General features: G+C 60.1%; 27 protein-coding genes and 1 pseudogene. 10 read left to right on the top strand and 18 right to left on the bottom strand.

Annotated elements, in window-relative coordinates; all coding sequences use genetic code 11:
• Positions 1 to 80: 80 nt before the first annotated feature.
• The 4 genes from BUB69_RS16575 (at position 81) to lipA (ending at position 3,267) form a co-directional block, all read left to right on the top strand.
• Positions 81 to 1,241, top strand: coding sequence for a D-alanyl-D-alanine carboxypeptidase family protein (locus BUB69_RS16575; protein ID WP_073168660.1), 1,161 nt, complete (start codon positions 81 to 83; stop codon positions 1,239 to 1,241).
• Positions 1,242 to 1,335: 94 nt separating this feature from the next.
• On the top strand, positions 1,336 to 1,611 hold the full coding sequence (locus BUB69_RS16580; protein WP_024688025.1) for a DUF493 domain-containing protein: 276 nt from the start codon (positions 1,336 to 1,338) through the stop codon (positions 1,609 to 1,611).
• Complete coding sequence (gene lipB, locus BUB69_RS16585) at positions 1,611 to 2,267, top strand: lipoyl(octanoyl) transferase LipB (protein ID WP_073168662.1); 657 nt, start codon at positions 1,611 to 1,613, stop codon at positions 2,265 to 2,267. Before BUB69_RS16580 ends, lipB begins: the two co-directional genes overlap by 1 nt.
• Positions 2,260 to 3,267: a lipoyl synthase gene (lipA, locus tag BUB69_RS16590; RefSeq protein ID WP_073168664.1), complete on the top strand. Its 1,008-nt coding sequence runs from the start codon at positions 2,260 to 2,262 to the stop codon at positions 3,265 to 3,267. Before lipB ends, lipA begins: the two co-directional genes overlap by 8 nt.
• Before the next feature lie 139 nt (positions 3,268 to 3,406).
• On the opposite strand, the gene BUB69_RS16595 is transcribed toward lipA, so the two are convergent.
• Positions 3,407 to 3,850, bottom strand: a complete 444-nt coding sequence (locus BUB69_RS16595) for a winged helix-turn-helix transcriptional regulator (protein ID WP_056845121.1) — start codon at positions 3,848 to 3,850, stop codon at positions 3,407 to 3,409.
• 47 nt (positions 3,851 to 3,897) lie between these two features.
• Between BUB69_RS16595 and BUB69_RS16600 the strand changes: the two genes are divergently transcribed.
• Positions 3,898 to 4,833 carry an aromatic alcohol reductase gene (locus tag BUB69_RS16600; protein WP_073168666.1) on the top strand — a complete coding sequence of 312 codons (936 nt, stop codon included), beginning with the start codon at positions 3,898 to 3,900 and terminating at the stop codon, positions 4,831 to 4,833.
• A 104-nt stretch (positions 4,834 to 4,937) separates the two neighbouring features.
• Here BUB69_RS16600 and tnpC read toward each other — a convergent pair.
• The 9 genes and pseudogenes from tnpC to leuS all read right to left on the bottom strand — a co-directional run bounded on the left by tnpC (position 4,938) and on the right by leuS (position 13,669).
• Positions 4,938 to 6,491 (bottom strand): annotated as a pseudogene (gene tnpC / locus BUB69_RS16605) (IS66 family transposase).
• A 51-nt stretch (positions 6,492 to 6,542) separates the two neighbouring features.
• Entirely contained in the window at positions 6,543 to 6,878 is a 336-nt protein-coding gene (gene tnpB, locus BUB69_RS29150; protein WP_033951059.1) for an IS66 family insertion sequence element accessory protein TnpB, read from the bottom strand.
• On the bottom strand, positions 6,875 to 7,192 hold the full coding sequence (tnpA, locus tag BUB69_RS16615; protein ID WP_073168668.1) for an IS66-like element accessory protein TnpA: 318 nt from the start codon (positions 7,190 to 7,192) through the stop codon (positions 6,875 to 6,877). The genes tnpB and tnpA overlap by 4 nt, the downstream gene beginning before the upstream one ends.
• A 212-nt stretch (positions 7,193 to 7,404) precedes the next feature.
• Complete coding sequence (locus BUB69_RS16620; protein WP_024688022.1) at positions 7,405 to 8,733, bottom strand: lytic murein transglycosylase; 1,329 nt, start codon at positions 8,731 to 8,733, stop codon at positions 7,405 to 7,407.
• A gap of 82 nt (positions 8,734 to 8,815) precedes the next feature.
• The gene (gene arfA / locus BUB69_RS16625) at positions 8,816 to 8,971 is read right to left on the bottom strand and encodes an alternative ribosome rescue factor ArfA (RefSeq protein ID WP_024688021.1); all 156 of its coding nucleotides are present in this window, start codon (positions 8,969 to 8,971) and stop codon (positions 8,816 to 8,818) included.
• A gap of 108 nt (positions 8,972 to 9,079) precedes the next feature.
• The gene (locus BUB69_RS16630) at positions 9,080 to 9,280 is read right to left on the bottom strand and encodes a hypothetical protein (RefSeq protein WP_073168670.1); all 201 of its coding nucleotides are present in this window, start codon (positions 9,278 to 9,280) and stop codon (positions 9,080 to 9,082) included.
• 7 nt (positions 9,281 to 9,287) lie between these two features.
• Positions 9,288 to 10,325 (bottom strand): DNA polymerase III subunit delta, encoded by a 1,038-nt coding sequence (holA, locus tag BUB69_RS16635; protein WP_073168672.1) that lies wholly within the window; start codon positions 10,323 to 10,325, stop codon positions 9,288 to 9,290.
• Between the two features lie 42 nt (positions 10,326 to 10,367).
• Positions 10,368 to 10,973, bottom strand: a complete 606-nt coding sequence (locus BUB69_RS16640) for an LPS-assembly lipoprotein LptE (protein WP_073168674.1) — start codon at positions 10,971 to 10,973, stop codon at positions 10,368 to 10,370.
• Positions 10,974 to 11,062: 89 nt separating this feature from the next.
• Complete coding sequence (gene leuS / locus BUB69_RS16645) at positions 11,063 to 13,669, bottom strand: leucine--tRNA ligase (RefSeq protein ID WP_073168677.1); 2,607 nt, start codon at positions 13,667 to 13,669, stop codon at positions 11,063 to 11,065.
• A 311-nt stretch (positions 13,670 to 13,980) separates the two neighbouring features.
• On the opposite strand from leuS, the gene BUB69_RS16655 reads away from it, so the two are divergent.
• Both BUB69_RS16655 and BUB69_RS16660 read left to right on the top strand, forming a co-directional pair.
• Complete coding sequence (locus tag BUB69_RS16655) at positions 13,981 to 14,331, top strand: hypothetical protein (RefSeq protein ID WP_073168681.1); 351 nt, start codon at positions 13,981 to 13,983, stop codon at positions 14,329 to 14,331.
• Positions 14,332 to 14,433: 102 nt separating this feature from the next.
• Positions 14,434 to 15,195, top strand: coding sequence for a YdcF family protein (locus BUB69_RS16660; RefSeq protein WP_073168684.1), 762 nt, complete (start codon positions 14,434 to 14,436; stop codon positions 15,193 to 15,195).
• Positions 15,196 to 15,280: 85 nt separating this feature from the next.
• Here BUB69_RS16660 and lnt read toward each other — a convergent pair whose 3' ends face one another.
• The 5 genes from lnt to miaB form a co-directional block, all read right to left on the bottom strand.
• Entirely contained in the window at positions 15,281 to 16,801 is a 1,521-nt protein-coding gene (gene lnt, locus BUB69_RS16665) for an apolipoprotein N-acyltransferase (RefSeq protein WP_073168686.1), read from the bottom strand.
• A gap of 29 nt (positions 16,802 to 16,830) precedes the next feature.
• Entirely contained in the window at positions 16,831 to 17,673 is an 843-nt protein-coding gene (locus BUB69_RS16670) for a CorC family transporter (RefSeq protein WP_073168689.1), read from the bottom strand.
• 5 nt (positions 17,674 to 17,678) lie between these two features.
• The gene (gene ybeY / locus BUB69_RS16675; protein WP_073168691.1) at positions 17,679 to 18,176 is read right to left on the bottom strand and encodes an rRNA maturation RNase YbeY; all 498 of its coding nucleotides are present in this window, start codon (positions 18,174 to 18,176) and stop codon (positions 17,679 to 17,681) included.
• Entirely contained in the window at positions 18,169 to 19,191 is a 1,023-nt protein-coding gene (locus BUB69_RS16680) for a PhoH family protein (protein ID WP_073168693.1), read from the bottom strand. The genes ybeY and BUB69_RS16680 overlap by 8 nt, the downstream gene beginning before the upstream one ends.
• A 167-nt stretch (positions 19,192 to 19,358) precedes the next feature.
• Complete coding sequence (miaB, locus tag BUB69_RS16685; RefSeq protein ID WP_073168695.1) at positions 19,359 to 20,687, bottom strand: tRNA (N6-isopentenyl adenosine(37)-C2)-methylthiotransferase MiaB; 1,329 nt, start codon at positions 20,685 to 20,687, stop codon at positions 19,359 to 19,361.
• 128 nt (positions 20,688 to 20,815) lie between these two features.
• On the opposite strand from miaB, the gene BUB69_RS16690 reads away from it, so the two are divergent.
• Positions 20,816 to 21,142, top strand: a complete 327-nt coding sequence (locus BUB69_RS16690) for a DUF1820 family protein (RefSeq protein WP_024688009.1) — start codon at positions 20,816 to 20,818, stop codon at positions 21,140 to 21,142.
• A 39-nt stretch (positions 21,143 to 21,181) separates the two neighbouring features.
• On the opposite strand, the gene BUB69_RS16695 is transcribed toward BUB69_RS16690, so the two are convergent.
• Positions 21,182 to 21,730, bottom strand: coding sequence for a tetratricopeptide repeat protein (locus BUB69_RS16695; protein WP_073168698.1), 549 nt, complete (start codon positions 21,728 to 21,730; stop codon positions 21,182 to 21,184).
• A gap of 307 nt (positions 21,731 to 22,037) precedes the next feature.
• Positions 22,038 to 23,321: a glutamate-1-semialdehyde 2,1-aminomutase gene (gene hemL, locus BUB69_RS16700; protein ID WP_073168700.1), complete on the bottom strand. Its 1,284-nt coding sequence runs from the start codon at positions 23,319 to 23,321 to the stop codon at positions 22,038 to 22,040.
• Positions 23,322 to 23,517: 196 nt separating this feature from the next.
• On the opposite strand from hemL, the gene BUB69_RS16705 reads away from it, so the two are divergent.
• Both BUB69_RS16705 and BUB69_RS16710 read left to right on the top strand, forming a co-directional pair.
• Positions 23,518 to 24,963, top strand: coding sequence for a DNA-3-methyladenine glycosylase 2 family protein (locus BUB69_RS16705; RefSeq protein WP_073168702.1), 1,446 nt, complete (start codon positions 23,518 to 23,520; stop codon positions 24,961 to 24,963).
• Positions 24,960 to 25,481 (top strand): methylated-DNA--[protein]-cysteine S-methyltransferase, encoded by a 522-nt coding sequence (locus tag BUB69_RS16710; protein WP_073168704.1) that lies wholly within the window; start codon positions 24,960 to 24,962, stop codon positions 25,479 to 25,481. Before BUB69_RS16705 ends, BUB69_RS16710 begins: the two co-directional genes overlap by 4 nt.
• A gap of 164 nt (positions 25,482 to 25,645) precedes the next feature.
• On the opposite strand, the gene thiE is transcribed toward BUB69_RS16710, so the two are convergent.
• The gene (thiE, locus tag BUB69_RS16715; RefSeq protein ID WP_073168706.1) at positions 25,646 to 26,275 is read right to left on the bottom strand and encodes a thiamine phosphate synthase; all 630 of its coding nucleotides are present in this window, start codon (positions 26,273 to 26,275) and stop codon (positions 25,646 to 25,648) included.
• Positions 26,276 to 26,284: the final 9 nt, after the last annotated feature.

A 26,284-nucleotide genomic window follows, 5' to 3' on the forward strand; every position in this document is an offset into this window, starting at 1 on the left:
ACCGAGGCGTATATGCTTCGCCGGTCTGTTCAGCTTTGCCCGCAAGGGCATGTTTGCCCATTAGCATTTTCGAGAGACGGATGAACATCACCACCTTTGCAAAACGTTTGTGCCTGCTTGTACCCCTGATAATCACTCCGGCTGCCTGGGCCGCAGAGCAAATGACACCGGCCGCGCCGCAACTGGCCGCCAAGTCTTATGTTCTGATGGATGCCACCAGTGGCAATGTCCTGGTCGAGAACAATGGTGATCAGCGTCTGGCTCCTGCGAGTCTGACCAAGTTGATGACCGCCTACATCGCGACTCTGGAAATCCGTCGTGGCCAGATCGGCGAGAACGATCCGGTGACCATCAGTGAAAATGCCTGGCGCACGGGCGGTTCGCGGATGTTCATCAAGGTGGGCAGCCAGGTGACCGTCAGCGACCTGCTGCACGGCATCATCATTCAGTCCGGCAACGACGCCAGCGTCGCGATCTCCGAGCACATCGCCGGCAGTGAAGACGCATTCGCCGACATGATGAACAAGACGGCTGGCGATCTGGGCATGACCAACAGCCACTTCATGAACCCGACCGGTCTGCCGAACCCCGAGCACTACTCGTCGGCTCACGACATGGCCAAGCTGGCCCGCGCGATCATCCACGAAGACCCGGCTCACTACGCGATCTACTCGCAGAAAGAGTTCTTCTGGAACGGCATCAAGCAGCCTAACCGCAACCTGTTGCTGTGGCGCGACAAGACCGTTGACGGTCTGAAAACCGGCCACACCGAAGAAGCAGGCTACTGCATGGTGTCGTCGGCCGTACGTGACGGCATGCGTCTGATTGCCGTGGTGTTCGGCACCAACAGCGAACAGGCTCGTGCCGCCGAGACCCAGAAGTTGCTGACGTATGGTTTCCGTTTCTTCGAAACCCAGAACTTCTACCAGAAGGGCACCGAACTGGCTCAGGCGCCGGTCTGGAAAGGCACCGTGCGTCAGGTCAAGGCCGGTCTGGCTGACGATCTGAGCATGACCATGCCTAAAGGCGACATGAAAAAGCTGTCGGCCAGCATGACCATGAACCCTCAGCTGGTTGCACCTATCGCCAAGGGCGATGTGATCGGCAAGGTTGAAGTGAAGATGGAAGACAAGGTGGTTCACACCGCTAATCTGATTGCGCTGGAACCTGTCGAGGAAGGTGGCATTTTCCGCCGCGTGTGGGATAGCATCCGCCTGTTCTTCTACGGCTTGTTCAACTGACCTTATTAGTAATCAATGCCGACCTTCTCGCGGCCTGCTCATGATCTGAGCGGGCCGCGTGTCCGTCGTCACGGCTTGTGAGACCTTTACTGCCATGACAGATACCGACGTCAAGTCGCACAAAATCGAATTTCCCTGCGCCGACTACCCGATCAAAGTGATCGGTGACACCAGCGTGGGCTTCACGGATGCTGTGATCGAGGTCTTGAGCAAGCATGCCAAGATCGACATCAAGACGCTCGCCGAGCGTCAGAGCAGCAATGGCAAGTACACCACCGTACAACTGCACATCGTCGCCACCGGCGAAGACCAGTTGCGCGATATCAATAGTGCTCTGCGCGCTACGGGTGTCGTGCACATGGTGCTCTGATGGGCGAGGCCCTGGGCTTTCGTGATCTGGGTCTGATCGATTACGAAACCGCCTGGCACGCCATGCAACGCTTCACCGACGGTCGCGGCAAGGACGCGGCGGACGAAGTCTGGCTGGTGCAACATCCTCCTGTATTCACCCAGGGTCAGTCCGGCAAGGCCGAACATTTGCTGTTGCCGGGCAATATTCCTGTTGTACAGGTCGATCGTGGCGGCCAAGTGACTTATCATGGCCCCGGTCAACTGGTGGCCTACCTGATGCTGGATGTCAGGCGCCTCGGTTTCGGCGTGCGCGATCTGGTGACCCGGATCGAAAACACGCTCATTGCCCTGCTGGACAGTTACGGGGTGACGGCGGCCGCCAAGGCGGATGCCCCGGGCGTGTACGTGGATGGGGCCAAGATCGCATCGCTGGGTCTGCGCATTCGCAACGGTTGCTCGTTTCATGGTCTGGCGCTGAACGTCGACATGGACCTTGAGCCGTTCCGCCGGATCAACCCGTGTGGCTACGCCGGGCTGGCAATGACCCAGCTGAGCGATCACGCAGAGCAGATAGAATTTTCCGAGGTAAGTGCCCGACTGCGCGCGCAGCTCGTCAGACACCTCGACTACGCTGAGCAGGCGACCCTAACGGGCGGAATAAACGAATATGACTGACACCGTGCAAACCCTGATCCCGACGCTCGATGTATCCGAGCGCGTGGCCCGTCCGAAAGTCGAAGCCGGCGTGAAGCTGCGCGGTGCGGAGAAGGTTGCGCGCATCCCGGTGAAGATCATTCCGACCGTCGATCTGCCGAAGAAGCCTGACTGGATTCGCGTACGCATTCCGGTTTCTCCGGAAGTCGACCGCATCAAGCAATTGCTGCGCAAGCACAAGCTGCACAGCGTCTGCGAAGAAGCCTCCTGCCCGAACCTGGGCGAGTGCTTCTCCGGCGGCACCGCGACCTTCATGATCATGGGCGACATCTGTACCCGTCGCTGCCCATTCTGCGATGTGGGTCATGGTCGTCCGAAGGCGCTGGATACGGATGAACCGATGAACCTGGCCGTCGCGATTGCCGACCTGCGCCTGAAGTACGTCGTGATCACCTCGGTTGACCGCGACGACCTGCGTGACGGCGGTGCTCAGCACTTTGCCGACTGCATCCGCGAAATCCGTCGTTTGTCGCCGGGCGTGCAACTCGAAACGCTGGTGCCGGATTACCGTGGCCGAATGGACGTTGCGCTGGAAATCACTGCGGCCGAGCCACCGGATGTGTTCAACCACAACCTGGAAACCGTGCCGCGTCTGTACAAGGCTGCGCGTCCGGGTTCGGACTACCAGTGGTCGCTGACCCTGCTGCAGCGCTTCAAGCAGATGGTCCCTCATGTACCGACCAAATCGGGCCTGATGCTGGGTCTGGGCGAGACCGACGAGGAAGTGATCGAAGTCATGCAACGCATGCGCGAGCACGACATCGACATGCTGACGTTGGGTCAGTACCTGCAGCCGTCGCGCAACCACTTGCCGGTACAGCGCTTCGTGCACCCGGACGTGTTCGCCTGGTTCGCCGAAGAGGGTTACAAGATGGGCTTCAAGAACGTCGCTTCCGGCCCGCTGGTGCGTTCGTCGTACCACGCTGATGAGCAGGCCAAGATCGCCAAAGCGATGCTTTGACGTTTCGCGGCAATACAAAACGGGCCAGGTAGCGATACCTGGCCCGTTTTTTATTCCGGGGGTGTTGATTGTGCCGTAAGCGTCCGGGAAAACCACCTACATCATGTCGAGCGTTAGGATGCAGTGCATTATTCCACCCTTATCGCTCGTCATAACGCTTGCGAGCCTCATTAAACCCCTCTGACTGCTCGATCACCCACGTCCATAGCGGAATCATCTGCACCAATAATCCCATTCCAAGCTCGGTCAGAGCATATTCGACACGCAAGGGCTTCTCGCCAAAATCGCGTCGAGAGATCAGGCCGTCGCGTTCCAGCTGACGCAGTGTGTGAGTGAGCATGCGTTGAGTGACGCCGTCCAATCGGCGACGTAACTCCGCGTGGCGCAAGGGGCTACTCACACCCAGCGCATGCACCACGCCTAGTGACCATCGGTTTCCAGAATGACTAAGGATATCGCGCTTGAGACCATCCTCATCCTCGCTCAGTTCGCGACAGGCATTCTGTGAAAGGCGCACGATTTCCTGAGCATCCAGACCGCTCGGTATCACCGATGTACCTACTTTTTGCGCATCGATGTCCATGACAAGATTCCTAGCTTCAAATTAAGTACGTCAGACAGGGGCTCACCATGCAGGCTGCTATTTCAAACGTCAAACAACGTATTCTGGTATTGGGGGCAGGCGAACTAGGGCTTGCCGTATTGCAAGGACTGGCCGGCCGATCAACCGAATCGATCAACATTACCGTGCTGCTGCGTCAAGCCACTGTGCAGAACTCGTCAATGGAAAAACAACAGGATATTCAAGCCATCAGGAAGCTAGGGGTTGCTATTGAGACAGCTGACATCACCAATGCCTCCATCGAAGAGCTTGCGGCGGTGCTGGGACGCTTCGACACGGTGATCAGTTGCGTAGGGTTTGCTGCGGGCCGGGGTACTCAGCTTAAGTTGACTCAAGCCGCGCTCACATCGGGTGTGAAACGTTATATTCCATGGCAGTTCGGCGTTGACTACGACTTAATTGGTCGTGGCAGCCCTCAAGACCTGTTCGACGAGCAACTGGATGTTCGCGACCTGTTACGTGCTCAATCTCGGACTGAATGGGTGATTATTTCCACCGGCATGTTCACCAGCTTCCTATTCGATCCAGCTTTCGGGGTCGTTGACCTAAACGCCGGACAGGTTAATGCGTTGGGCAGCTTTGAAACCATGGTTACGGTGACAACACCGGAGGACATAGGCACGCTCACCGCCGCCATTGTCCTGCACAGCCCGCGCCTTCTTAATCAGGTCGTTTACACCGCTGGTGACACCCTCACCTACGGCGCTTTGGCTGATTTGGTTGAGCGAGTCATCGAACGGAAAGTCGAGCGCCGAGCGCTTAGCGTGCAGCAGTTGCTAGCAGACCTTGCAGAAAAACCTGACGATAACTTACGAAAATACCGGGCAGTTTTTGCTATGGGCCGTGGTGTGGCATGGGATGTAGCGATGACATTCAACGCAATACATGGATTACCAGTGACCAGTGCAGAACAATGGGCGCAATCAAGTTTGCGTCGTAGCTAAGGTTGGCAGACGCGCGTTGAGTCGCTGAAGAAGCGCCCATTCTTATGGCAGGAGTCGTTCGATTTCGCTCACCCGCTGCATCGTCAGACGAGTCAACACACCCCTCATAAAGTAAACGCACTTTGCACAGATCGGCCAGGCGTCCACCGATGCGGAAGCAGTTGCTCGATCTCACTGGCTCGCTGCGTCGGCAACCTCGTCAGCACATCCTTGAGATAAGCATACGGGTCATGCCCGTTGAAGCGCGCCGACTGGATCAGGCTCGCGATCGCTGCCGCCCGCTTGCCGCTGCGCAGCTATCCCGCAAACAACCAGTTCGACCGCCCAAGCGCCCATGGCCGGATCAAGTTCTCGATCTGGTTGTTGTCGATGGGCACAGCACCATCGTCCAGGTAGCGCGTCAGCGCTACCCAGCGTTTGAGGCTGTAATCCAGAGCTTTGGCTGTGGCCGAACCCTCGGGCACAAGTCCACGCTGTGCCAGCATCCACTCATGTAGTTTTTCAGCGATGGGCACCGCCGTTTCCTGGCGTAGTCGCCAGCGATCTTCGTCACTCATTTCCTTGGCATGTCGCTCGACTTCGTACAGCCCACCAATCGAGTGAAGCGCCTGCTCCGCCAACTGGCTTTTATTGGCCACATGCAGGTCGAAGAACTTGCGGCGTGCATGCGCCATGCAGCCGATTTCGGTGATGCCCAGTTCGAAGCTGGCCTTGTAGCCGGCGAAGTCGTCACAGACCAGCTTGCCGTTCCAGATGCCCAGGAAGTTACGCGCATGTTCGCCGGCACGGGTGAGGCTGAAGTCGTAGACAACAGCCTTGAGTGCCGAAAATGGCGTGCTGCTGTAGGCCCAGACGTAAGCACGATGGGTTTTCTTCTCTCCCGGAGCCAGCATTTGTACCGGCGTTTCATCGGCGTGAACCACGCGCTGGGCCAGCACCACTTCGCGCAACGCATCGACCAGGGGCTGAAGCTGCACGCCGGTTTGACCCACCCACTGCGCCAGTGTCGAGCGCGGGATGGCCAGGCCGGCACGGCCGAAGATCTTTTCTTGCCGGTACAGCGGCAGGTGGTCGGCGAACTTGGCCACCATCACGTGGGCCAGCAGGCCGGCAGTGGGGATACCCTTGTCGATTACCTGCGCCGGCACCGGGGCCTGGATCAGTGTTTCGCACTGCCGACATGCCCATTTCCCACGCACATGCTGTTCGACGGTGAACACGCCCGGCGTGTAGTCCAGCTTTTCGCTGACATCTTCACCGATGCGCTGAAGCTGGCAGCCGCAAGCGCACTGGGTGTTGTCCGGCTCGTGATGGATCACAGTACGTGGGAACTGCGGTGGCAACGGTACACGCTTGGGTTGCTGGCGTGGTTCTGCCTGTGCGGGAGCGGGATGAAGGGCTTTTAACTCGGTCTCGATGGCTTCGAGGTCAGTATCGAGCAGGTCATCGAGCAAGCTGCCTTGCGCCGGGCTGATCTGCTCGCTGCGCTTGGCAAACTTGTGGCGCTTAAGGATGGCGATTTCGTGAGTGAGCTGTTCGATGATCGTTTCATCACGATGGATCTTTCGGCTCTGGGTGTCGACCTTGGACATCAACTGCGCAGCGAGTGTGCGCAGTTGTTCGGGGGTCATTTGGTCGAGATCGGGCAAGGAAGTCATGGGGGTGGATTTTACCAAAGCAGCCCGACTGCTTCAGTTAAAAGGCAGCATTTAAAGCAATGTAATTGCGCCGCCCGCACCGACTCGTTGCCAGGGTAATCCAAGTACCAGCGCCTGGAGTTGTTCGGGGTCGAGTTCGACCTCCGTTCCACGATAGAGGCCTAGCCAATGAAACTTACCTTGGTTCAAGCGCCGTGCCGCCAGCCAGATACCGACGCCGTCGTGCACTAGGACTTTCATCCGATTGGCCCGACGGTTGGCAAAGAGGTAAGCGCAGTGCGGCTTCGCCGCACCGAACACCGCGACCACTCTGGCCAACGCAGTCTCAGTGCCGGCGCGCATGTCCATAGGCTCGGTGGCGAGCCAAATTGCATCGACGCGAATCATTGGGCCAGGCCACGAATGAAACAGGCGCAGCCGTCCGGATCCGAGGATGGCCATTTTACGGTGATGGATTTATCACCCAGAGGCAGCGAGATCATCACCATCTCTTCTGATGCTCGCCTTGGTACCGTTTTTACCGGAACGAAAGCCGGCAAGGTTGCAGGCGATTGATCCCGGTAAGCCGGTAGCCACTTGCGGATCACGTTAGCATTGATGCCGTGATGGATGGCTACGCTGGAAATTGTCGCTCCGGGTTGCAGGCATTCCTGGACGACCTGGGCTTTGAATGGTTTCGGGTAAGAGCTTCGTTGGCGCATGGAAATCCTTGCGATAAGGGCGATCGCGTCCGCTTAAAAATACGCGGACACCATCGCCCTTAATGCTGGAGTTCGGTAGGTGACTTGGCCGGACGCTTACATTGTGCCTGCAATCCTGAGCGCCTGAATGGACGCGCGCCCGGCTCAGGCAGATCTGTGTATAACGCTGCGCGCGCAGAGCAGGCGGCGACCGTGCTCACGCTGTCGCCTTCTCAAGGCTTGCGCAGGTTGTTCAGCAACTCATGCGTCGGATAACCGTCGGCAGGCCAGCCGAATGACTGCTGTGCGCTACGGATGGCTTTGCGCGTATTGGCGCCGATAATCCCGTCTGGCGCGCCTGCGTCGTACTGGCGGGCCGAGAGCAGAGTTTGCAGTTCGATGCGCTCAGAACGGCTTAGCGGCAGGTCTCCACGTGGCCAACTGCCCACGACATAACCCGCGCCCTTGAAGCGGTCGGACAACAGGCTGATTGCCAGCGCGTAGGACGTCGAGTTGTTGTACTTGAGGATCGCGCGGAAGTTATCCAGCACCAGAAACGCCGGGCCACGATAACCGGCAGGCAACAACAGCGCCGCCTGCTGTTGGCTGGCGGCGACCGGGATCGCCGAGCCGTCCGGCTGTTTCAGGCCCAGTTGCTGCCACTCGGCCAGGCTCTTGCGAGTGGTCGAGTCAGCCAGTGCGTAGTCGAAGCCCGAACTCAGGACTACTTCAAAGCCCCAGGGCTGACCGCGCTGCCAGCCGGAGCTTTGCAGGTAGTGAGCTGTGGACGCCAGGGCGTCGGCAGGGGTATTCCAGATGTCGCGGCGGCCGTCGCCATCGAAATCGACGGCATGGGTGTTGTAGGTGGTGGGAATGAACTGCGTCTGACCCATGGCACCCGCCCAGGAGCCCAGCATCTTGTCTGGTGTGATATCACCGTGCTGCAGGATTTCCAGTGCGGCGAGCAGCTGGCTTTGCGCAAAGCCAGGTCGGCGACCTTCGTAGGCCAGCGTCGCCAGCGAGCGGATGACCGACTGCGAACCCTGGAACTGGCCGAAGTTACTTTCCATGCCCCACACCGCGACCAGCGCCTGACGGTCGACGCCGTATTGCTGTTCGATTTTCTGCAGGTCATCAGCGTATTGCGAAAGCAGGGCCTGGCCCTTGCGCACGCGAGCGGCAGAAATTGCGCCATCCAGGTATTCCCACACCGGGCGGCTGAACTCAGGCTGGCTGCGGTCAGCCTTGACCACGCTCATGTCTGGGGTCACGCCGGCAAACGCCTGGTCGAAGACATCAGCACGAATCCCGGCCTTGAGGGCCTGGGCGCGAAAGCCGGCTTGCCATTCTGCAAAGCTCACGGCGGGCTGAATGGTCAGCGAATCATCCACGACCAGCGCGGGCGTCGGCGCTACGGCCGGAGGGGCGGTCTGGGCTTTGCTGGCTTGCAGAGGAGTAGCATCGGCTGCAGTGGGTTTTTCTGCGCAAGCTACCAAGGCAATAAGGCTGGAGGCGGCGATGAGTTGGCGCAACTGCGGGCGATAGGTAAAACAAGAAGGCATGCTTGAGTCCAAGGGTATTACCGTTAGATGCAGACCATAACACGGCCAAGCCGTTGAAAGCGCCCCGCAAATGCTGCCCTGTTCAGGCGGCCATAATGCAAGAAGCCTCCCAGCTTTTAGACTGGAAGGCTTCGCGGCGGTAGCTGCCTTTGCCTTTGGAGGGGCGTTCCTGTCGGCTGCGGAACAAAGGCTGGGCGATGATGGATTTGGCCTTGTTCGGCCGTTTTGGCTTGCTCATGGCGGGGTGCTCCTTGGCGGGGTATCGGGTTGCGGCTTGAATGATCGGGCAGCGCGAGGCCGCTGTCCAATAGTCGTGCGCTATAGCGTGGGGTATGAGCTGAATGTCTTAAACGGCAAACTGACCAAACAGGACCATCATCAGGATCACCAGGACCGCGAGCCCCGCTCCGACGGTCCATTGTGCTGGGGCCGTTTCCGAGAACCACGAGCCGGGCAAGGGATACTTGCCCCAGGTCAGAAGTTTCACGATTGGCCAGCCGATGGGATAGCAGATCGCTTGCAAGGCTAATTCCAGCAATCCTTCCAAATCAGGCTTACTCCGCTGGTAATGGCAGCCGTTGTCCAGCCATCAACAGCGCCAGCCGACTCAGGCTGCTCCACGGCGAACCTGCCGCCTGACCCTTGATCTGCGCATCGATGCGTTGTGCGTCCATGAGCAACTGGCTCCAGCGTTTCGCCGAGAGGCGTTGCAGGGCCTTGCTCATCAACGGTTTGCGTTTGTCCCAGACAGGTGGGCGTGCCGAGCTGAAGATTTTGTCCAGAGGCACGCCCTGACTGAATTGCAGCGACATGTTGGCCAGCGCACGTAGCTCACGGGTCAGCGCCCAGAGAATGACAGGGGTTTCGACCCCTTCGCCGCGCAGTCCTTCCAGCATGCGCAGGGCATGTGCCGCTTCGCCGTTGAGCACGGCGTCGGTCAGGCCGAACACATCAAAACGTGCGCTATCGGCCACGGCGGCCTGCACGGTTTCGACGGTGATCTGCCCGTCTTCGGCCATCAGCTTGAGCTTTTCGATTTCCTGCGCGGCGGCCAGCAGGTTGCCTTCGACGCGAGCGGCGATCAGTTCGACTGCATCCTGGGTTGCGGCCAGGCCTGCCTGAGAAAGACGCTGACGAATCCATTGCGGCAACTGACCGATGTCCACCGGCCAGATCTGCACAAATTGAGTCTGCGCGCCTTCGACCAGCGCCTTGCCCCACTTGGTTTTCTGCGCGCTGCCGTCAAGCTTGGGCAGGCTGATCAGCAGCAGCGTGTCTTCGGCGGGGCGGGCGCAATATTCCATCAGCGCAGCAGCGCCCTTGTCGCCAGGCTTGCCGGAGGGTAGACGCAGCTCCAGAAGGCGGCGCTCGGCGAACAGCGACATGCTGGCGCCGGCCTGCAGCAGCGTGCCCCAGTCAAAGCTGGCATCGGCGCTGAACACCTGACGTTCGTCGAAGCCTTGCTGGCGAGCAGCGGCGCGAATGGCGTCGGCGGCCTCCTGGCAAAGCAGGGGGTCGTCGCCACTGATCACATACACAGGCGCGAGCGCACCTTGCAGGTGTTTACCGAGTTGGGCGGGAGCGAGTTTCATCGTTCAGAGAATGCCGGGGCCAGGCGCGCTGGCCCCAAACACTTAGCGGCTCGGAATTTCGACAGGCGACTGCTGAGGCGTTTCGTCACGAACGCGTTGGGCCGCTTCCAGTGCATCGGCTTCAGCCTTGGCTTGTGCGTCAGCCTTGGCCTGCAGCTCATCCAGGCGACCCGGCGTCAGCTGTTGCAGACGCGAGAGCATTTTCTGGACCAGCTCGTTGCGCATTTCCTGACGAACCTGAGCCGCTTCCTGATCGGAGCCTGTCAGGTTGTTGCCATCGTGTACGTAGGCGCGGTCGACGCTGACCTTGTCGCCCAGCAGGAAACGGTCTTTCTCACCGCGCATTTCATAGTTCAGCGTGGTGGTGAGCTGGTATTCGGCAGCGCGGCCCGAGCCCGAGAAGCTCGCGGTGCGTTGGGTTTCTGCTTCATTGACCAGCACCAGCTTGTAAGGCGCACCGGTGTAGACCTTGACGCCCGAGCTTTTCAACAGGCGGTCGAGCTGGGTGACGGTTTCGCCATAGGCGTTACGAGCGCTGACATCCAGTTCCTTGATGGCCAGTTCGGTGGTGCCGGTGCCACGCAGCTGGAAGCCACAGGCACTCAAGAGAACGGCCAGGCCCATCACCAGCAAATTGCGTTTGATCATCTTGTTGCTCCCCTTGAATCCGTGTGGGCCGACTTTGCGGCCCTTGGCAGTATGTCCAGCGCCCGTTACAGAGCGGGCGCCTGATCCAGTCAGCTTGCGACGATATTGACCAGCTTGCCTGGTACGACGATCACTTTGCGAATCGTCAGGCCATCGGTGAAGCGCAATACGTTTTCGTTGACCCGGGCCGCCGCTTCGACCTCTTCGCGGCTCGCGCTGGCTGGCATTTCGATATGCCCGCGCAGCTTGCCGTTGACCTGAATCACCAGCTGCAGGCTGTCCTGCACCAGTGCGCTGTCATCCAGCACTGGCCAACCTGCGTCGATGACCGGAACATCGTGGCCCAGTTGCTTCCACAGCTCATGGCTGATGTGCGGTGTGATCGGTGCGAGCAGCAGGGCGACGGTTTCCAGTCCTTCCTGAAGCAGCGCACGATCCTGGGCAGTTGTCTGCGCAGCTTTTTCCAGCGCGTTCATCAGCGTCATCACTTGTGCGATGGCCGTGTTGAATTTCTGGTTCTGGCCAATATCCTGGCTCGCCTGCTTAATCGCCTGATGGATCGAACGGCGGATGGCTTTCTGCTCATCGGTGAGTGCCGCCAGATCCGGCTTGCCCGCCACGCCCTGGCCGACATGAGTCTGTGCCAGACGCCATACGCGACGCAGGAAGCGATGCGAGCCCTCGACGCCGGAGTCGGACCATTCCAGGCTCATGTCAGGCGGGGAAGCGAACATCATGAACAGACGGCAGGTGTCTGCGCCGTACTGGTCGATCATGGTCTGTGGGTCGATGCCGTTTTTCTTCGACTTCGACATCTTCTCGGTGCCGCCGATTTCGACCGGCAGACCGTCGCTGGTCAGCCTGGCGCTGATGACCTTGGCCTTGGCGTCACGCTCAAGCGTGACGTCAGCAGGGTTGATCCAGGTCTTCTTGCCACTGGCTTCCATGCGGAAATAGGTTTCAGCGTTGACCATGCCTTGGGTCAGCAGGTTCTTGAACGGTTCGTTGGACGTGACCAGGCCTTCGTCGCGCATCAGCTTGTGGAAGAAGCGCGCGTAAAGCAGGTGCAGGATCGCGTGCTCGATACCGCCAATGTACTGGTCCACCGGCAGCCAGTGGTTGGCCGCGTTCGGCTCGACCAGGCCACCCTCGTAATGAGGCGAGGCATAGCGGGCGTAATACCAGGACGACTCGACAAAGGTGTCCATCGTGTCGGTTTCACGCTTGGCCGGTGCGCCGCATTTCGGGCACTTGCACTCGTAGAACTCGGGCATGCGCGCCAGCGGCGAGCCAGCGCCGTCGGGCACGACGTCTTCCGGCAACACGACAGGCAGTTGATCTTCAGGCACCGGAACGTCACCGCAGGTGTCGCAATGCACGATCGGAATCGGGCAGCCCCAATAGCGTTGACGGCTGATGCCCCAGTCGCGCAGGCGGAACTGGGTACGGGACTGCCCCAGGCTTTTCTTGACCAGTGCGGCTTCCATGGCGTCGAAAGCGGCGGTGAAGTCCAGGCCGTCGAACTCGCCCGAATTGATCAGCGTGCCGTGCTCACCATAGGCTTCCTGCCAAGGTGCAGGCGTTTCGTCACCGGCGCTGGTGCGCACCACGGCCTTGATCGGCAGGTGGTACTTGGTGGCGAATTCGAAATCGCGTTCGTCGTGCGCCGGTACGGCCATGACCGCGCCGTCACCGTAGTGCATCAATACGTAGTTGGCGACCCAGACCGGCAGCTTCTCGCCGGTCAGCGGGTGCTCGACGAACAGCGAAGTCGGCAGGCCTTTCTTTTCCTGAGTCGCGACATCGGCTTCAGCAACGCTGCCGCCCTTGCACTCATCGATGAACGCTTGCAACTGCGCATCGTCCTTCGCCGCCAGGGTCGCCAGCGGATGCTCGGCCGCCACAGCCACGTAGGTCGCGCCCATGAGTGTGTCGGGGCGGGTGGTGAAGACTTTCAGCGCGCCGGCTTCGCCGATGCTGGTCTGGTCGTACGGGAACTGCACTTCCATGCCACGGGATTTGCCGATCCAGTTGCGCTGCATGGTCTTGACCTGTTCAGGCCAGCCCGGCAGCTCGTCAAGGCTCTCCAGCAGCTCATCCGCGTAGGCAGTGATCTTGAAGTAGTACATCGGGATTTCGCGCTTCTCGATCAGCGCGCCCGAACGCCAGCCACGGCCGTCAATGACCTGCTCGTTGGCCAGGACGGTCTGGTCGACCGGGTCCCAGTTCACGGTGCCGTTCTTGCGGTAGATCACGCCTTTTTCGAACAGGCGAGTGAACAGCCATTGTTCCCAACGATAGTAGTCAGGCTTGCAGGTGGTGATTTCACGCGACCAGTCGATGGCCAGACCCAGGCTCTTGAGCTGGGTCTTCATGTAGTCGATGTTTTCGTAGGTCCACTTGGCCGGCGCGACATTGTTGTCGATGGCGGCGTTTTCAGCGGGCATGCCGAAAGCGTCCCAGCCCAGTGGCTGCAGGACATTCTTGCCCAGCATGCGCTGGTAACGGGAGATCACGTCACCGATGGTGTAGTTGCGCACATGGCCCATGTGCAGCTTGCCGCTGGGGTAAGGGAACATCGACAGGCAGTAGTAGGTTTCCTTGCCTGGCTGTTCACTGACTTCAAAAGACTTTTGCTCTTCCCAGAAGGTCTGGGCGGCGGCTTCGATTTCGCGGGGCTGATAGAGTTCGTGCATGGCTACTTTTGACTAAAGATTAGTGACCCTTGACCTCTTCATTGCTTCGCCGAGTCAGGTCTGCATCGCTTGCCGGACAATTGCAACTGTCTGTGCGGTGCGTACGGGCTCAAGAGCGCGGAAGTGGAATGACAGGAAGCGTCGTAGCATACATGAGCGCCGTCTATCGAGGGAAACCCTGATTGCTTTGGAGGCCTCTCAAAGCCCGCCCGAGGGCTCTCTCTGGCCGTTGGTCGCCGTTTTCTGCCGGTTCCGGCAGCAGCGCTAAGCTGAGGGTCGAGGGTATGTTCTATCTTCGATGAGGTGAACGGATGACAGAGTTGCAGCACACAGTAAGCACTTCTGAGCTGTATGAACGTTTGATTGATCGTCTTGGGCTTGCACTTGAAACGGCAAGTACTGCGGTTCGGCTCCGAAACGAGTCGCCTGCCGTACTTGAGCTCAAAGGGTTGAGCAGTGCGGAGTTCGAATTGATCGAGGCCTACCTTGAAAAAGGTGTGATGGCGGCAAACGGGGCTGTTAAGGGCAAGTCAAAGGGCAGTTTCACCGCACTACCGGAGCCGACCAGTCCGGCCAGGGCGCCTAAACAATCAGCCACTATCATCTGGCTGAAAGACAGACGGCGCGCCCGGTCCTCGATCAGGTCAGGCCGCAATAACTGATACGACCTTCAGGCGTTATCCCGGCAGGCTTCGGGCCTGCTTTATAAGCATTGTTGCTTAGCTTCAAACATTCTAGGCTTCGGGCATCTCTGGAGATGTCCGATGCCTTTGCGTTACCTGCTCAAAACCCTTCTGCTACCGCCCGGTATTCTTTTTCTGTTGCTGATTGCGGCCTGGTGGCTGCGCCGTTCGCGCCCGCGTCTGGCCGCTCTCTGTTTTCTGACAGGCCTGGGCGGGCTGTGGCTGATGAGCCTGCCAGTGGTGGTGCAGTGGGCGGCGGGAAAAATGGAGCAGGTCGCGCCTTTGCCCCAGGCTCAATGGGCGGACCTTTCGCAGCAGGCCGATGCGATTGTGGTGCTGGGCAGCGGGCGCGAGCGCAACTCGCCGACCTGGGGTGGCGACGTGCCGACGGGCATCGGGCTGGAGCGGCTTCGACTGACGGCGCGCCTGTCCAGCGCATCCGGGCTGCCGGTGCTGACCACTGGCGGCCTGCACTATGACGAGCCGCCCAGTGAAGCCGCCATCATGGCCCAATCGCTGCAGGATGATTTTGGCGTTGCGGTGCGTTGGCAGGAAGGCCTGAGCCGAACCACCTGGGAAAACGCCACGCTGAGCGCAGGTCTTCTGCAGCCGCAGGGCATCAGGCGCATCGTGCTCGTGACGCAGGCCTGGCACATGCCAAGAGCGCGCTGGAGCTTCGAGAAGGCCGGTTTTACGGTGGTGCCAGCACCCGTGGGATTTCTGGGTGTGGATAACGCCCGGCCGTTTGGTGGCTGGCTGCCGGAAAGTCGTGTTTTTACGCAGAGCGGTGTGCTGCTCAACGAGGCGATGGGCTTGCTGATTTATCCGTGGATCTACCCTTAGGCTCTGTGCGAAAAGTCAGCGAGCGCAGCCACTTTACGTACAGAGCCTGGGCAACGACCTGGAATGGCCGTCACTTGGCGTCTGATCAGACGGTCTTGGCAATACGCGCCGCCAGCAACGCCCAGCCGAACAGTAGCAGGCAGACAATCCCCAGGGGCCAGGAGCGCCAGTGCAGATAAGGCGTCAGTCCCTGCATCGGCACCACATCGCCGTACAGCACGCCACGCTCGAACTGCGGGATTTGCATCGTGATCTTGCCGAACGGGTCGATGAGTCCGGTAACGCCATTGTTGGTGGCGCGAATCATCCAGCGCCCGGCTTCCAGAGCGCGCATCTGGGCCATTTGCAAATGCTGCAAAGGACCGATCGAGGTGCCGAACCAGGTGTCGTTGCTGACCGTAAGCAGCAGGTCGCTCTTGGCTGACAGGCCTGCGGCGAACTCGGGATAGACCACTTCGTAGCAGATGAACGGCGCGATGTGATAACCCTTGGCTTGCAGCAGCGCCTGATCATCCGGGCCGCGGGCGAAGTCAGACATCGGCAGGTCGAAGAACGCGATCAGTCCGCGCAGCACGTCCTGCAGCGGCACGTATTCGCCGAACGGAACGAGCTTCTGTTTGTAATAGGTGCCGTCGCCCTGGCCGGTTACGGTGATGCCGTTGTAGTAACGGTACTCGCCGCGTCCGGTCAATTCACGCACCGGCACGCCCGTGATCAGTGCGGCACCCCGGTCGGCCGCGAACTTGCCCATCATCGACAGGTAGCCTTCTGCGCTTTCCTTGAGGACCGGCACGGCGGTTTCCGGCCAGACGATCAGGTCGGCCTGCTGCGATCTGAAGGTCATGTCGCGATACAGCGCCAACTGGTCGTTCAGCTTCTGCGGGTCCCACTTCATGCTCTGTTCGATGTTGCCTTGCATGGCGACCACTTTCAGCGGCTTGCCGGACGGCGATGTCCAGGCATAACCCTTCAATGCCAGCCCGGCGATCCAGGGCGCAAGCAACAGCAGCACGCCGGCTGCCAGAAATGACTTGCGCGCCCGCAAGCGGTGCAGGTTGCACAACAATGCGGCGGTCAGCCCCAGCGCGAAGGAGATCAGCCAGACGCCGCCGACCGGCGCCAGGCCCGCCAGTGGTCCGTCAAGCTGACTGTAGCCGGAGTACAGCCACGGGAAACCGGTGAGAAACCAGCCGCGAAACGCTTCCTGGCCCAGCCACAGTGCCGCAAAAGCGAGGGCGTCAGCCAACGGCGCTTCATTGCGCCTCAGCCAGCGCGCCCACACCCAGGCGGGGAGGGCGAAGAACAGCGCGATGGCGGCGATGAAGGCCAGCATCAACAGTCCCGCCAGCAGCGCCGACGCGCCGCCGTAGGTGTGGATGCTCACATAGATCCAGCTGGTGCCAGCGCCGAACAGGCCGAAGCCGTAGCACCAGCCACGCCCGAAGGCCTGGCGCGGGCTCAACTCGCGCAACCCCAGATAAAAGACCGCGACCGCTATCAGAATCAGCGGCCAGATATCGAACGGCGCCAATGCCAGCGTCGTGATCCCTCCAGCGACGACGGCCAGCAGGTTGCCGGGCCAGCCGGGACGCGTTATCCAGCGCATGTAGATTCCTTAAAGCGGCAGCAGGGTGGTTACGGGCGTGAGATCGGGCTCAGGCGCAGCAAGTGGATGCGGCGGCTATCTGCGCTCAGGATGCGGAAACGATAGGCACCGATTTCGGTGATCTCGTTGCGCTTGGGCAGATGGCCGAAAGCATTCATCACGAGGCCGCCGATGGTGTCGAACTCGTCGTCGGAGAACGTGCTGTCGAAGAACTCGTTGAAGCTTTCGACGGGCGTCAGGGCCTTGACCAGAAAGTCGCCGCTGGGCAGCGGCTTGATGAAGCTGTCTTCCTCGACGTCATGCTCGTCCTCAATGTCGCCGACGATCTGCTCCAGCACGTCTTCGATCGTCACCAGACCGGCCACGCCGCCGTACTCGTCGATGACGATGGCCATGTGGTTGTGGTTGGCGCGGAACTCGCGCAGCAGCACGTTCAGGCGCTTGGACTCGGGCACGAAGGTCGCCGGGCGCAGCAGCTTCTTGACGTCGTCGCTGTCGCCGTCAGGCTTAAGGATCAGCGGCAGCAGGTCCTTGGCCAGCAGCACGCCGAGCACGTCGTCGTGGCTCTCGCCGATCACCGGATAGCGCGAGTGCGCAGCGTCGATGACAGCGGGGAGGAATTCGCGGGGTGTCTGGGTGGCCTTGATGCTGATCATCTGCGAGCGCGGCACCATGATGTCGCGTACTTGCAGGTCGGCAACCTGGATGGCACCTTCGACGATGGCCAGCGCTTCGCTGTCCAGCAGTTTGTTCTGATGGGCTTCGCGCAGCAGCTCAAGCAGCTCCTGGCGGTTTTTCGGCTCATGGACAAAAGCCTGGGTCAGTTTACCCAGCCATGACTTTTGTCCGTTGCTCGATCGGTCTTCGCTCATAGCCCTTACTCGTGGTCCTTGCTTGGTGTATCTGAATGTTGAGGTTCGGTGTCGTCGTCGGCATAAGGGTCGGGGTAGCCCAACTCCTCAAGCAACGTTCGTTCCAGCGCTTCCATCTCTTCGGCTTCTTCATCGTCGATGTGGTCAAAGCCGAGCAGATGAAGGCAGCCATGTATCACCATGTGCGCCCAGTGGGCGTCAACGGTCTTGCCTTGTTCAGCCGCTTCGCGGTTCACCACCGGTACGCAGATGACCAGATCGCCCAGCAGCGGGATGTCCAGCATGTCGTCTGGCACATCCGCTGGAAAGGACAACACGTTGGTGGCGTAGTCCTTGTGCCGCCAGGTGTGATTGAGTTCACGTCCTTCGACTTCGTCGACCAGTCTGATGGTCAGCTCGGAGTCGGCACTGCGCGGGCGCAAGCCCATTTCACACCAGAGGCGGAATTGGGCTTCGGTTGGCGCAGGGGTCTGACTGGCGACTTGCAGGTCCAGCTCAAGCATCGCGGTTCTTGTCCCGTGAGTAACTGTTGCTGTTCGACGAGCCATCGCTCAAACGATCATCGTAGCGCTCATAGGCTTCCACGATGCGCTGCACCAATGGGTGACGAACCACGTCCTTGGGCTTGAAGTGCGTGAAGCTGATGCCTGGCACGTCCTTGAGCACGTCGATGACATGCGTCAGGCCGGACTTGGTGCCCTTGGGCAAGTCAACCTGAGTGATGTCGCCAGTGATCACGGCAGTGGAGCCAAAGCCAATACGGGTCAGGAACATCTTCATCTGCTCGACGGTGGTGTTCTGACTTTCGTCGAGAATGATGAAGCTGTTATTAAGGGTGCGTCCGCGCATGTACGCCAGCGGTGCCACCTCGATGACCTGCTTCTCGATCAGTTTGGCCACAACCTCGAAGCCGAGCATCTCGTAAAGCGCGTCGTAGAGCGGTCGCAGGTATGGGTCGATCTTCTGCGCCAGGTCGCCGGGCAGGAAGCCAAGTTTTTCACCGGCTTCGACCGCCGGGCGCACCAGCAGGATGCGACGAATCTGCTCGCGCTCCAGAGCATCCACCGCGCAAGCGACCGCCAGGTACGTCTTGCCGGTACCCGCAGGGCCGATGCCGAAGTTGATGTCGTTGCCGAGGATTTCTTTGACGTAACGCTGCTGATTGATGCCGCGCGGGCGAATCATGCCCTTCTTGGTGCGCAGCGCAACGCCGACTTCGGCGGCAGGGTGGTTGTCCAGCCCGTCAACGCCTGATTCCTGCAGGAACAGGTGAACCATGTCCGGCGTCAGGTCGGTACCCTTGGTTTCCCGGTACAGACGGCGCAACAGATGTTCGGCCGAGGTGGTTTGTTTGGCGTCGCCAATAAGCTCGAATTGATTGCCGCGATTGCGGATCTCGATCTCCAGGCGTTGTTCGATCAAGCGCAGATGCTCGTCGAGTTGCCCGCACAGGTTGGCGAAACGATGGGCCTCGAAGGGTTCGAGGGTAAAGCGATGAGGTTCTATGGGTGCGTTCAAGGTCTTTTAATGGCCGTCCGGCGGCAATTGAGATGTATTGAAGAATACCCCTAGCGGTGGTCAGGCGAAAGCCTTGCTTCTGCGTAGAGGATTCACCGTGCTCAATGGTAGGGACCGCACGGAAACGAATTCATTCGGCCATTCGTTTCCATGTCGGGGCGCAAAGGTTATTGAAGCAGAGATCCGCGCAGGGAATGGGGCTGTGCATCATCGATATGCACATTGGCGAACTGACCGATCAGCTTGGGGTTGTCGCAGCGGAAATTGACGATCCGGTTGTTCTCGGTACGGCCCTGCAGCTCGCCAGGGTCTTTTTTGGAGTAATCGGTCACCAGAATACGCTGCGTGCTGCCGACCATCTGTCGGCTGATCTCGAAGCCCTGCTGATTGAGGCGATGCTGCAGCGCAGCCAGACGCTCCTTTTTCAGGGCTTCTGGCGTCTCGTCTTTCAGGTCGGCCGCCGGGGTGCCGGGGCGCGGGCTGTAAACGAACGAGTACGAGAAGTCGAAGCCCACGTCTTCGATCAGCTTCATGGTGTTGTCGAAGTCTTTCTCGGTTTCACCCGGGAAGCCGACGATGAAGTCAGAGCTGATGCAGATGCCCGGTACAGCGGCCTTGAGCTTGCGCAGCTTGGACTTGTATTCCAGCGTGGTGTGGTTGCGCTTCATGGCCGCCAGAATCCGGTCCGAGCCCGACTGCACCGGCAAGTGCAGGTGCTTGACCAGTTCCGGCACTTCGGCGTGAGCCTGGATGAGGCTGTCGGAGAACTCCAGCGGGTGCGAAGTGGTGTAGCGAATGCGGTCGATGCCATCGACCGCAGCCACCACGCGTATCAGGTCCGCCAGATCCGCGACGCGCCCGTCGTGCAGGGTGCCGCGATAACCGTTGACGTTCTGGCCCAGCAACGTGATTTCACGCACGCCATGTTCCGCCAGGTGAATGACTTCGGTCAGCACGTCATCGAACGGCCGGCTGACCTCTTCGCCACGGGTGTAGGGCACGACGCAGAAGGTGCAGTACTTGCTGCAGCCTTCCATCACCGACACATAAGCGCTCGGGCCATCGACACGAGGCTCGGGCAAATGGTCGAATTTTTCGATTTCCGGGAACGAGACGTCGACCTGCGGCAGGCGCGTGATGCGTGCGGCGTCGATCATTTCCGGCAGACGGTGCAGGGTCTGCGGGCCGAAGACCACGTCCACGTAGGGCGCGCGGTCGCGGATGGCGGCGCCTTCCTGACTGGCCACGCAGCCGCCGACGGCGATCACCATTTCCGGGTTGGCCAGTTTCAGTTCGCGCCAGCGGCCCAATTGGGAATAAACCCGGTCCTGGGCGCGTTCGCGAATCGAGCAGGTGTTGAGCAGGATCACGTCGGCGTCTTCCGCGCGGGCGGTGACTTCCAGGGCCTGATGTTCGCCCAGCAGGTCGACCATGCGCGAGCTGTCGTACTCGTTCATCTGGCAACCGTGGGTTTCGATATAAAGCTTCTTGGCCATTCGTGATCATCAGCTGGTTCAAATAACCGCGCATTATAGGGGCGAAGTGCTTGGGTTCCTAGGGGCGATCCGACGGGCATGCTATAGTGCGTGCCCCTTTTTCATCCCCGAATCGTTACCCGCCAACCATGACCAAACGCGAAGCTCCAATCTACAAGGTGATTTTCCTCAACCAGGGCCAGGTGTTCGAGATGTACGCCAAGCAGATCTATCAAAGCGATCTGTGGGGGTTTCTGGAAGTGGAAGAATTCGTCTTCGGCGAGCGTACGACCGTCGTGGTGGACCCGAGCGAAGAAAAGCTCAAGGCCCAGTTCGAAGGTGTAGTGCGCAGTTTTGTGCCCATGCATTCGATCGTGCGCATCGATGAAGTCGAGCGCATGGGCACGCCGAAAATCAGTGAAGCGCGGGGCGTGAGCAACGTGATGCCGTTTCCCATGCCGATGCCGGAAAAATAGCAGAAAGGAAGTTGAAACTATTGCCCTGCGAACACCCGATCAGGGCAATGGAGAGAAGGGACTGCGACCTTCGGCCGTCTGCAGTTCCATGAGGTATTTGCGGAATATCTGGCCGAGCACCTGAGTGGCGACTTCCAGTTCGTCGCGTTTCATTTTGGCCGACACTTCATCCGCTGCGTCCAGTGCTTCTTCCGAACCATTGACCGCTGCCATCTTCAGCACGATATACGCCTGAATGTTATTGGCCTGTACGCCTTCGCCGCGACTGAACATCAAACCCAGCTGATATTGCGCCTGCGCATGACCCTGCAACGAAGCCTGCTCGAAATAACCGAGGGCTTTGGGCAGATCGCGGGGTGCACTCTTGCCTTCGTAATAGAACTCACCCAACTCGTATTGTGCCTGCGCATCCCCGGACTGAGCGGCCTGCTCACAGGCTGACAGCGCAGCGGGCAGGTTCTCCGGCTGCGTATTGAGGGTGCAGCGACCCACCGCCGGGATCAACAACGAGTTGCTGCCGGCATTAGCCAGCAGGGGATAGACAAGCAACAGGCAGCCCAATGCAAGGGTGCGGCCGGTGCGGTTCATGGAAATCGACTTACCTCTGAAAAAGGTGCGGGCGTACCCGACCAGCTAAACGTGCTGGCTGCGCATTATGAAATAAGCAGAGCCAACCTTACAAAGTCTTTACGGATTTTCTGCTGCACGGCCTGTAAAAAAGTCCGTTCACAAGGTAAAGACCCTTGAGCAAGACAATCGCTTCCCATGTTCACATCAATTGATCATGTCAATGGCATTGCAGTGTAGAAGCTAATTGGAGCAACAACGTTCCGTTTATTTCAAGAAGTTGACGCGTGCAGGCCAGACGTTACCTGTACGCGTCGACATTCTCGACTTATTTGAGTGCCGCGAAGGCTTTCTCGGCAGCGTCCAGCGTCAGTTGCAACTCGGCGTCGCCATGAGCGATGGAGGTGAAGCCAGCCTCGAACGCACTGGGCGCCAGGTACACGCCGCCTTCGAGCATCAAATGGAAGAACCGCTTGAAACGGTCGGCGTCGCTGGTCATCACGTCCTGGAACGTGACGATTTCCTTGGCGTCGCTGAAGTACAGACCGAACATGCCGCCCGCCTGGGTCGTCACGAATGCAATGCCTGCGGCATCGGCACGTTGTTGCAGACCTTCGAGCAGGCGACGGGTGTAGTCGCTCAGTTCATCGTGGAAGCCCGGTCGGCTGATCAGGCGCAAGGTGGTTAGGCCTGCGGCCATCGCCAGCGGGTTTCCTGACAACGTGCCTGCCTGGTAGACCGGGCCAAGCGGGGCGATGTGCGACATGATTTCGCGCTTGCCACCGAAGCAGCCGACCGGCATGCCGCCGCCGATGATCTTGCCGAAGGTGCTCAGGTCCGGCGTTACACCGTAGTAAGCCTGAGCGCCGCCGAGGGCCACGCGGAAACCGGTCATGACTTCGTCGAAAATCAGCACCACGCCATGTTCGTCACACAGGTCGCGCAGGCCTTGCAGGTAACCCGGCGCTGGCGGAACGCAGTTCATGTTGCCGGCCACCGGCTCGACGATGATGCACGCCACTTCCTGGCCGACTTGCGCAAGCATTTCACGCACCGCTTCCAGGTCGTTGAACGGCACAGTCAAGGTGTGTTTGGCGAACGCTGCCGGTACGCCAGGCGAACTCGGCACGCCCAGGGTCAGCGCGCCGGAACCGGCCTTGACCAGCAGGCTGTCGGAATGACCGTGGTAGCAGCCTTCGAACTTGATGATGCTGTCGCGGCCGGTGTAGCCACGGGCCAGGCGAATGGCGCTCATGGTGGCTTCGGTACCGGAACTGACCATGCGCACCATTTCCATGGACGGGACCAGCGAGCAGACCAGATCGGCCATCTCGGTTTCCATCGCCGTCGGTGCGCCGTAGGACAGACCGTGCTCCAACTGGTTGCGCACGGCATCAAGCACTTCCGGATGGCTGTGGCCGAGAATCATCGGGCCCCAGGAGCCGACATAGTCAACGTAACGTTTGTCGTCTTCATCAGTCACGTAAGCGCCAGCAGCGTGCTTGAAGAATAGCGGCGTACCGCCCACGCTCTTGAAAGCGCGAACCGGCGAATTCACGCCACCGGGAATGTGTTTTTGGGCATTGGCGAACAGTGTTTCGGAACGGGACATGATCGGGTCTCTGCTTTGAAACGGGGAAGTCGTGTCTACGCCGGGGTCAGCCGAGGTGAGCAGTGAATGCTTTATTGGAGTGGCTTGAGCCAGAGAAAGCGCAGGAGGCAGCACTATACCAAATGCCGGGCGACTGCCGGATGCACATGTCCGAATTCAGCCAGACTTTTGTAGGAGGCTGGCATAAAGTCTGCCCATGAACACTCTCGACCCCGACATTTGCTACGCCGCGTTTATCGCCAGGGACCGCCGGTTTGACGGCTGGTTTTTCATGGGTGTGTCGTCGACCGGTATCTACTGTCGGCCGATGTGCCCGGTGCGAGCGCCGCAAGCCAGAAACTGCAGCTTCTATAGAACCGCTGCGGCGGCCGAACAGGCAGGATTTCGTCCGTGCTTGCGCTGCCGCCCGGAACTGGCGCCCGGACAGGGTCTGCTGGACATGTCGAGCCGGTTGGCGCAAGCCGCAGCACGGCTGATCGAAGAAGGCTTTCTGAGCGGTAAAACACTGGACGCGCTGGCCGAGCGCGTGGGCGTTACATCGCGGCATCTGCGGCGGATCTTCGAGGCCGAATTCGGCGTGTCGATGATCGACTTCGCCCAGACGCAACGCCTGCTGGTCGCCAAGCGCCTGTTGACCGATACCGGGCTGTCCATGACGCAAGTCGCTCTGGCGGCAGGCTTTGGCAGCGTACGGCGCTTCAATGATGTCTTTCAGGCACGCTATGGACTGAATCCCACTCGGTTGAGGAAAACAGCGAAGAGAGCCGACGATGCCGGTCTGCGCTTCGAGCTGTCGTACCGGCCACCGTTTTCGTGGAAAGGCGTGTTGGCCTTTCTCGCGCATCGTTGCATCGCCGGCGTCGAGCATGTGGCCGATGACGTTTATGCGCGTGTCATCGAGGTTGAGCATGCCGGGCAGACGCTTTCCGGCTGGATCAGCGTGACCGATGCCCCGCAGCGGCATGCGCTGGTGGTGACGATGTCGGCATCGTTGCAGTCGGCAGTGGCGGTGGTGCTGGGGCGTGTGCGGCGGGTCTTCGATACGGGCTGTCGGCCGGATCTGGTGGACGCGCATCTTGGCCCGCTGATTGGCGATCTGCAGGGCATGCGTGTTCCCGGCGCGTTCGATGGCTTCGAAATCGCAGTACGGGCGGTGGTCGGGCAGCAGATATCGGTGCTCAATGCCCGAGCGATCCTGAGTCGGATTGCCGAGCGATTCGGCACGCCGGTGAGCGATGCTCCTTTCGGACTGCACGCTGCGTTCCCGACGGCGCAGGCCATCGCAGCGCTACATTATGAAGACCTGATCGCCATGGGGCTGATCCGTATTCGGGCCGAGGCGATCCTGGCGGTCGCTCAGGAAGTGGCGTCAGGGCGCATCCTGCTTGAGCCGCTGGTGCCGCTCGATGAAACGCTGGCTGCGCTGCGTCATATTCGCGGCATCGGCGAGTGGACCGTGCAATACATTGCCATGCGCGCTCTGGGCTGGCCCAATGCGTTTCCCGAGGGCGATGCCGTGCTCAAAAAACGCCTGGGTTGCACGACGGCTGCGCAACTCAATGAGCATGCGAGCCAGTGGGCACCGTGGCGGGCTTACGCGACCGTGCATGTCTGGCATCAACGTGAGGAGACACCATCATGATTCCCGGCTACCTGCTTTCCAGCCCCTTGGGCGACATTGCCCTGCGCACCGAGGACGATGCGCTGACCGGCGTTTACTTCATCGGCCAGAAACATTACCCCGGTCTGGTGATGATGCCCGATGACCCGCACGTGCCCAGGGTGGTGCGGCGGGCGCAGGAGCAACTGACGGAATTCTTTCGCGGCGAGCGTCGGGTGTTCGATGTGCCGCTGCGCATGCGCGGCACACCGTTTCAGGAGCAGGTCTGGGCTGAACTGGCGCGCATTCCTTATGGCGAGATGATTTCCTACGGGGCGATGGCAAGAAAGATGGGCCTGAGCCCCGGTCATTCGCGGGCCGTGGGAACGGCCAATGGCAAGAACCCGATCTCCATCATCGTGCCGTGCCATCGGGTCATCGGCGCGGGCGGCGACCTGACGGGCTATGCAGGCGGCGTCGACCGCAAGCGCGCACTGCTGGCGCTGGAGAACGCCACTGGCATGCCGGATTTCGAGTTCAAACTGGTGGGGCAGGCTTGAACGTCGGCCTCATAAAACGACGGATGACTTACTGAAGAAAAGTTGTTTGTGGGAGGCGGCTTGCCGGCGAGATGTTTTAACAGGCGCCAGGTCAGTGACTGAAATGACGCCATCGCCGGCAAGTTGCCTTCCACATTAAGGTGAACAGCGAGACAGTGCTTCGCTCAGCGCTCGCTGGCCAGCAGCGTTGTAAACGCCTTGGCCCGGCGGGTGACTTCCTGAGTGGTTTCGGCGCCGAACAGGCCGTGTACGACGGCCAGCAGGTCGGCACCGTGCTCGACCAGTTGCGGGGCGTTTTCCAGGGTGATGCCGCCGATGACCGCGATAGGCAGGTGCACCTTTGCGCGGACCTGAGCGATCAGGTCCAGCGGCACGGCAGGTGCGTTCGGCTTGGTCTGCGAATTGAAGAACCGGCCGAATGCCACATACGTCGCACCGTCTGCCTTGGCGCGCTCGGCCAGTTCCAGTTTGCCGTGGCAGGTCGCGCCGACAATCGCCTTGTGCCCCAGCAAGGCACGCGCGTCCGGCAGCGAGCCGTCGGTCTGCCCCAGGTGCACGCCGACGCCCAGGCGCGCCGCCAGTTCGGCATCGTCATTGATGATCAGCCGGGTCTTGTAGCGTTCACACAGTTTGAGCAGTTCGGTGGCCTCGCGCAGGCGGCGCGATTCGTCTTCGGTCTTGTCCCGGTATTGCAACAGGGTGACGCCGCCGTCGAGCGCGGCTTCGACGTAAGACAGGAATCTGCCGGTCAACAGTTGGCTGTCGGTAATGGCATACAGGCCACGTAGTTTCATGAATCGAGC

Source organism: Pseudomonas asturiensis, assembly GCF_900143095.1.
GTDB lineage: Bacteria > Pseudomonadota > Gammaproteobacteria > Pseudomonadales > Pseudomonadaceae > Aquipseudomonas > Aquipseudomonas asturiensis.

Coding starts and splice junctions, on each gene's coding strand:
- BUB69_RS16600 (WP_073168666.1), top strand. CDS start 3,898: ATGCAGGCTGCTATTTCAAACGTCAAACAACGTATTCTGGTATTGGGG.
- BUB69_RS16655 (WP_073168681.1), top strand. CDS start 13,981: ATGACAGAGTTGCAGCACACAGTAAGCACTTCTGAGCTGTATGAACGT.
- lnt (WP_073168686.1), bottom strand. CDS start 16,801: ATGCGCTGGATAACGCGTCCCGGCTGGCCCGGCAACCTGCTGGCCGTC.
- BUB69_RS16690 (WP_024688009.1), top strand. CDS start 20,816: ATGACCAAACGCGAAGCTCCAATCTACAAGGTGATTTTCCTCAACCAG.
- BUB69_RS16670 (WP_073168689.1), bottom strand. CDS start 17,673: ATGAGCGAAGACCGATCGAGCAACGGACAAAAGTCATGGCTGGGTAAA.
- BUB69_RS16710 (WP_073168704.1), top strand. CDS start 24,960: ATGATTCCCGGCTACCTGCTTTCCAGCCCCTTGGGCGACATTGCCCTG.
- arfA (WP_024688021.1), bottom strand. CDS start 8,971: ATGAGCAAGCCAAAACGGCCGAACAAGGCCAAATCCATCATCGCCCAG.
- BUB69_RS16620 (WP_024688022.1), bottom strand. CDS start 8,733: ATGCCTTCTTGTTTTACCTATCGCCCGCAGTTGCGCCAACTCATCGCC.
- BUB69_RS16660 (WP_073168684.1), top strand. CDS start 14,434: ATGCCTTTGCGTTACCTGCTCAAAACCCTTCTGCTACCGCCCGGTATT.
- tnpB (WP_033951059.1), bottom strand. CDS start 6,878: ATGATTCGCGTCGATGCAATTTGGCTCGCCACCGAGCCTATGGACATG.
- BUB69_RS16575 (WP_073168660.1), top strand. CDS start 81: ATGAACATCACCACCTTTGCAAAACGTTTGTGCCTGCTTGTACCCCTG.
- BUB69_RS16580 (WP_024688025.1), top strand. CDS start 1,336: ATGACAGATACCGACGTCAAGTCGCACAAAATCGAATTTCCCTGCGCC.
- miaB (WP_073168695.1), bottom strand. CDS start 20,687: ATGGCCAAGAAGCTTTATATCGAAACCCACGGTTGCCAGATGAACGAG.
- holA (WP_073168672.1), bottom strand. CDS start 10,325: ATGAAACTCGCTCCCGCCCAACTCGGTAAACACCTGCAAGGTGCGCTC.
- leuS (WP_073168677.1), bottom strand. CDS start 13,669: ATGCACGAACTCTATCAGCCCCGCGAAATCGAAGCCGCCGCCCAGACC.
- hemL (WP_073168700.1), bottom strand. CDS start 23,321: ATGTCCCGTTCCGAAACACTGTTCGCCAATGCCCAAAAACACATTCCC.
- BUB69_RS16640 (WP_073168674.1), bottom strand. CDS start 10,973: ATGATCAAACGCAATTTGCTGGTGATGGGCCTGGCCGTTCTCTTGAGT.
- lipB (WP_073168662.1), top strand. CDS start 1,611: ATGGGCGAGGCCCTGGGCTTTCGTGATCTGGGTCTGATCGATTACGAA.
- BUB69_RS16595 (WP_056845121.1), bottom strand. CDS start 3,850: ATGGACATCGATGCGCAAAAAGTAGGTACATCGGTGATACCGAGCGGT.
- thiE (WP_073168706.1), bottom strand. CDS start 26,275: ATGAAACTACGTGGCCTGTATGCCATTACCGACAGCCAACTGTTGACC.
- BUB69_RS16695 (WP_073168698.1), bottom strand. CDS start 21,730: ATGAACCGCACCGGCCGCACCCTTGCATTGGGCTGCCTGTTGCTTGTC.
- tnpA (WP_073168668.1), bottom strand. CDS start 7,192: ATGCGCCAACGAAGCTCTTACCCGAAACCATTCAAAGCCCAGGTCGTC.
- BUB69_RS16705 (WP_073168702.1), top strand. CDS start 23,518: ATGAACACTCTCGACCCCGACATTTGCTACGCCGCGTTTATCGCCAGG.
- ybeY (WP_073168691.1), bottom strand. CDS start 18,176: ATGCTTGAGCTGGACCTGCAAGTCGCCAGTCAGACCCCTGCGCCAACC.
- lipA (WP_073168664.1), top strand. CDS start 2,260: ATGACTGACACCGTGCAAACCCTGATCCCGACGCTCGATGTATCCGAG.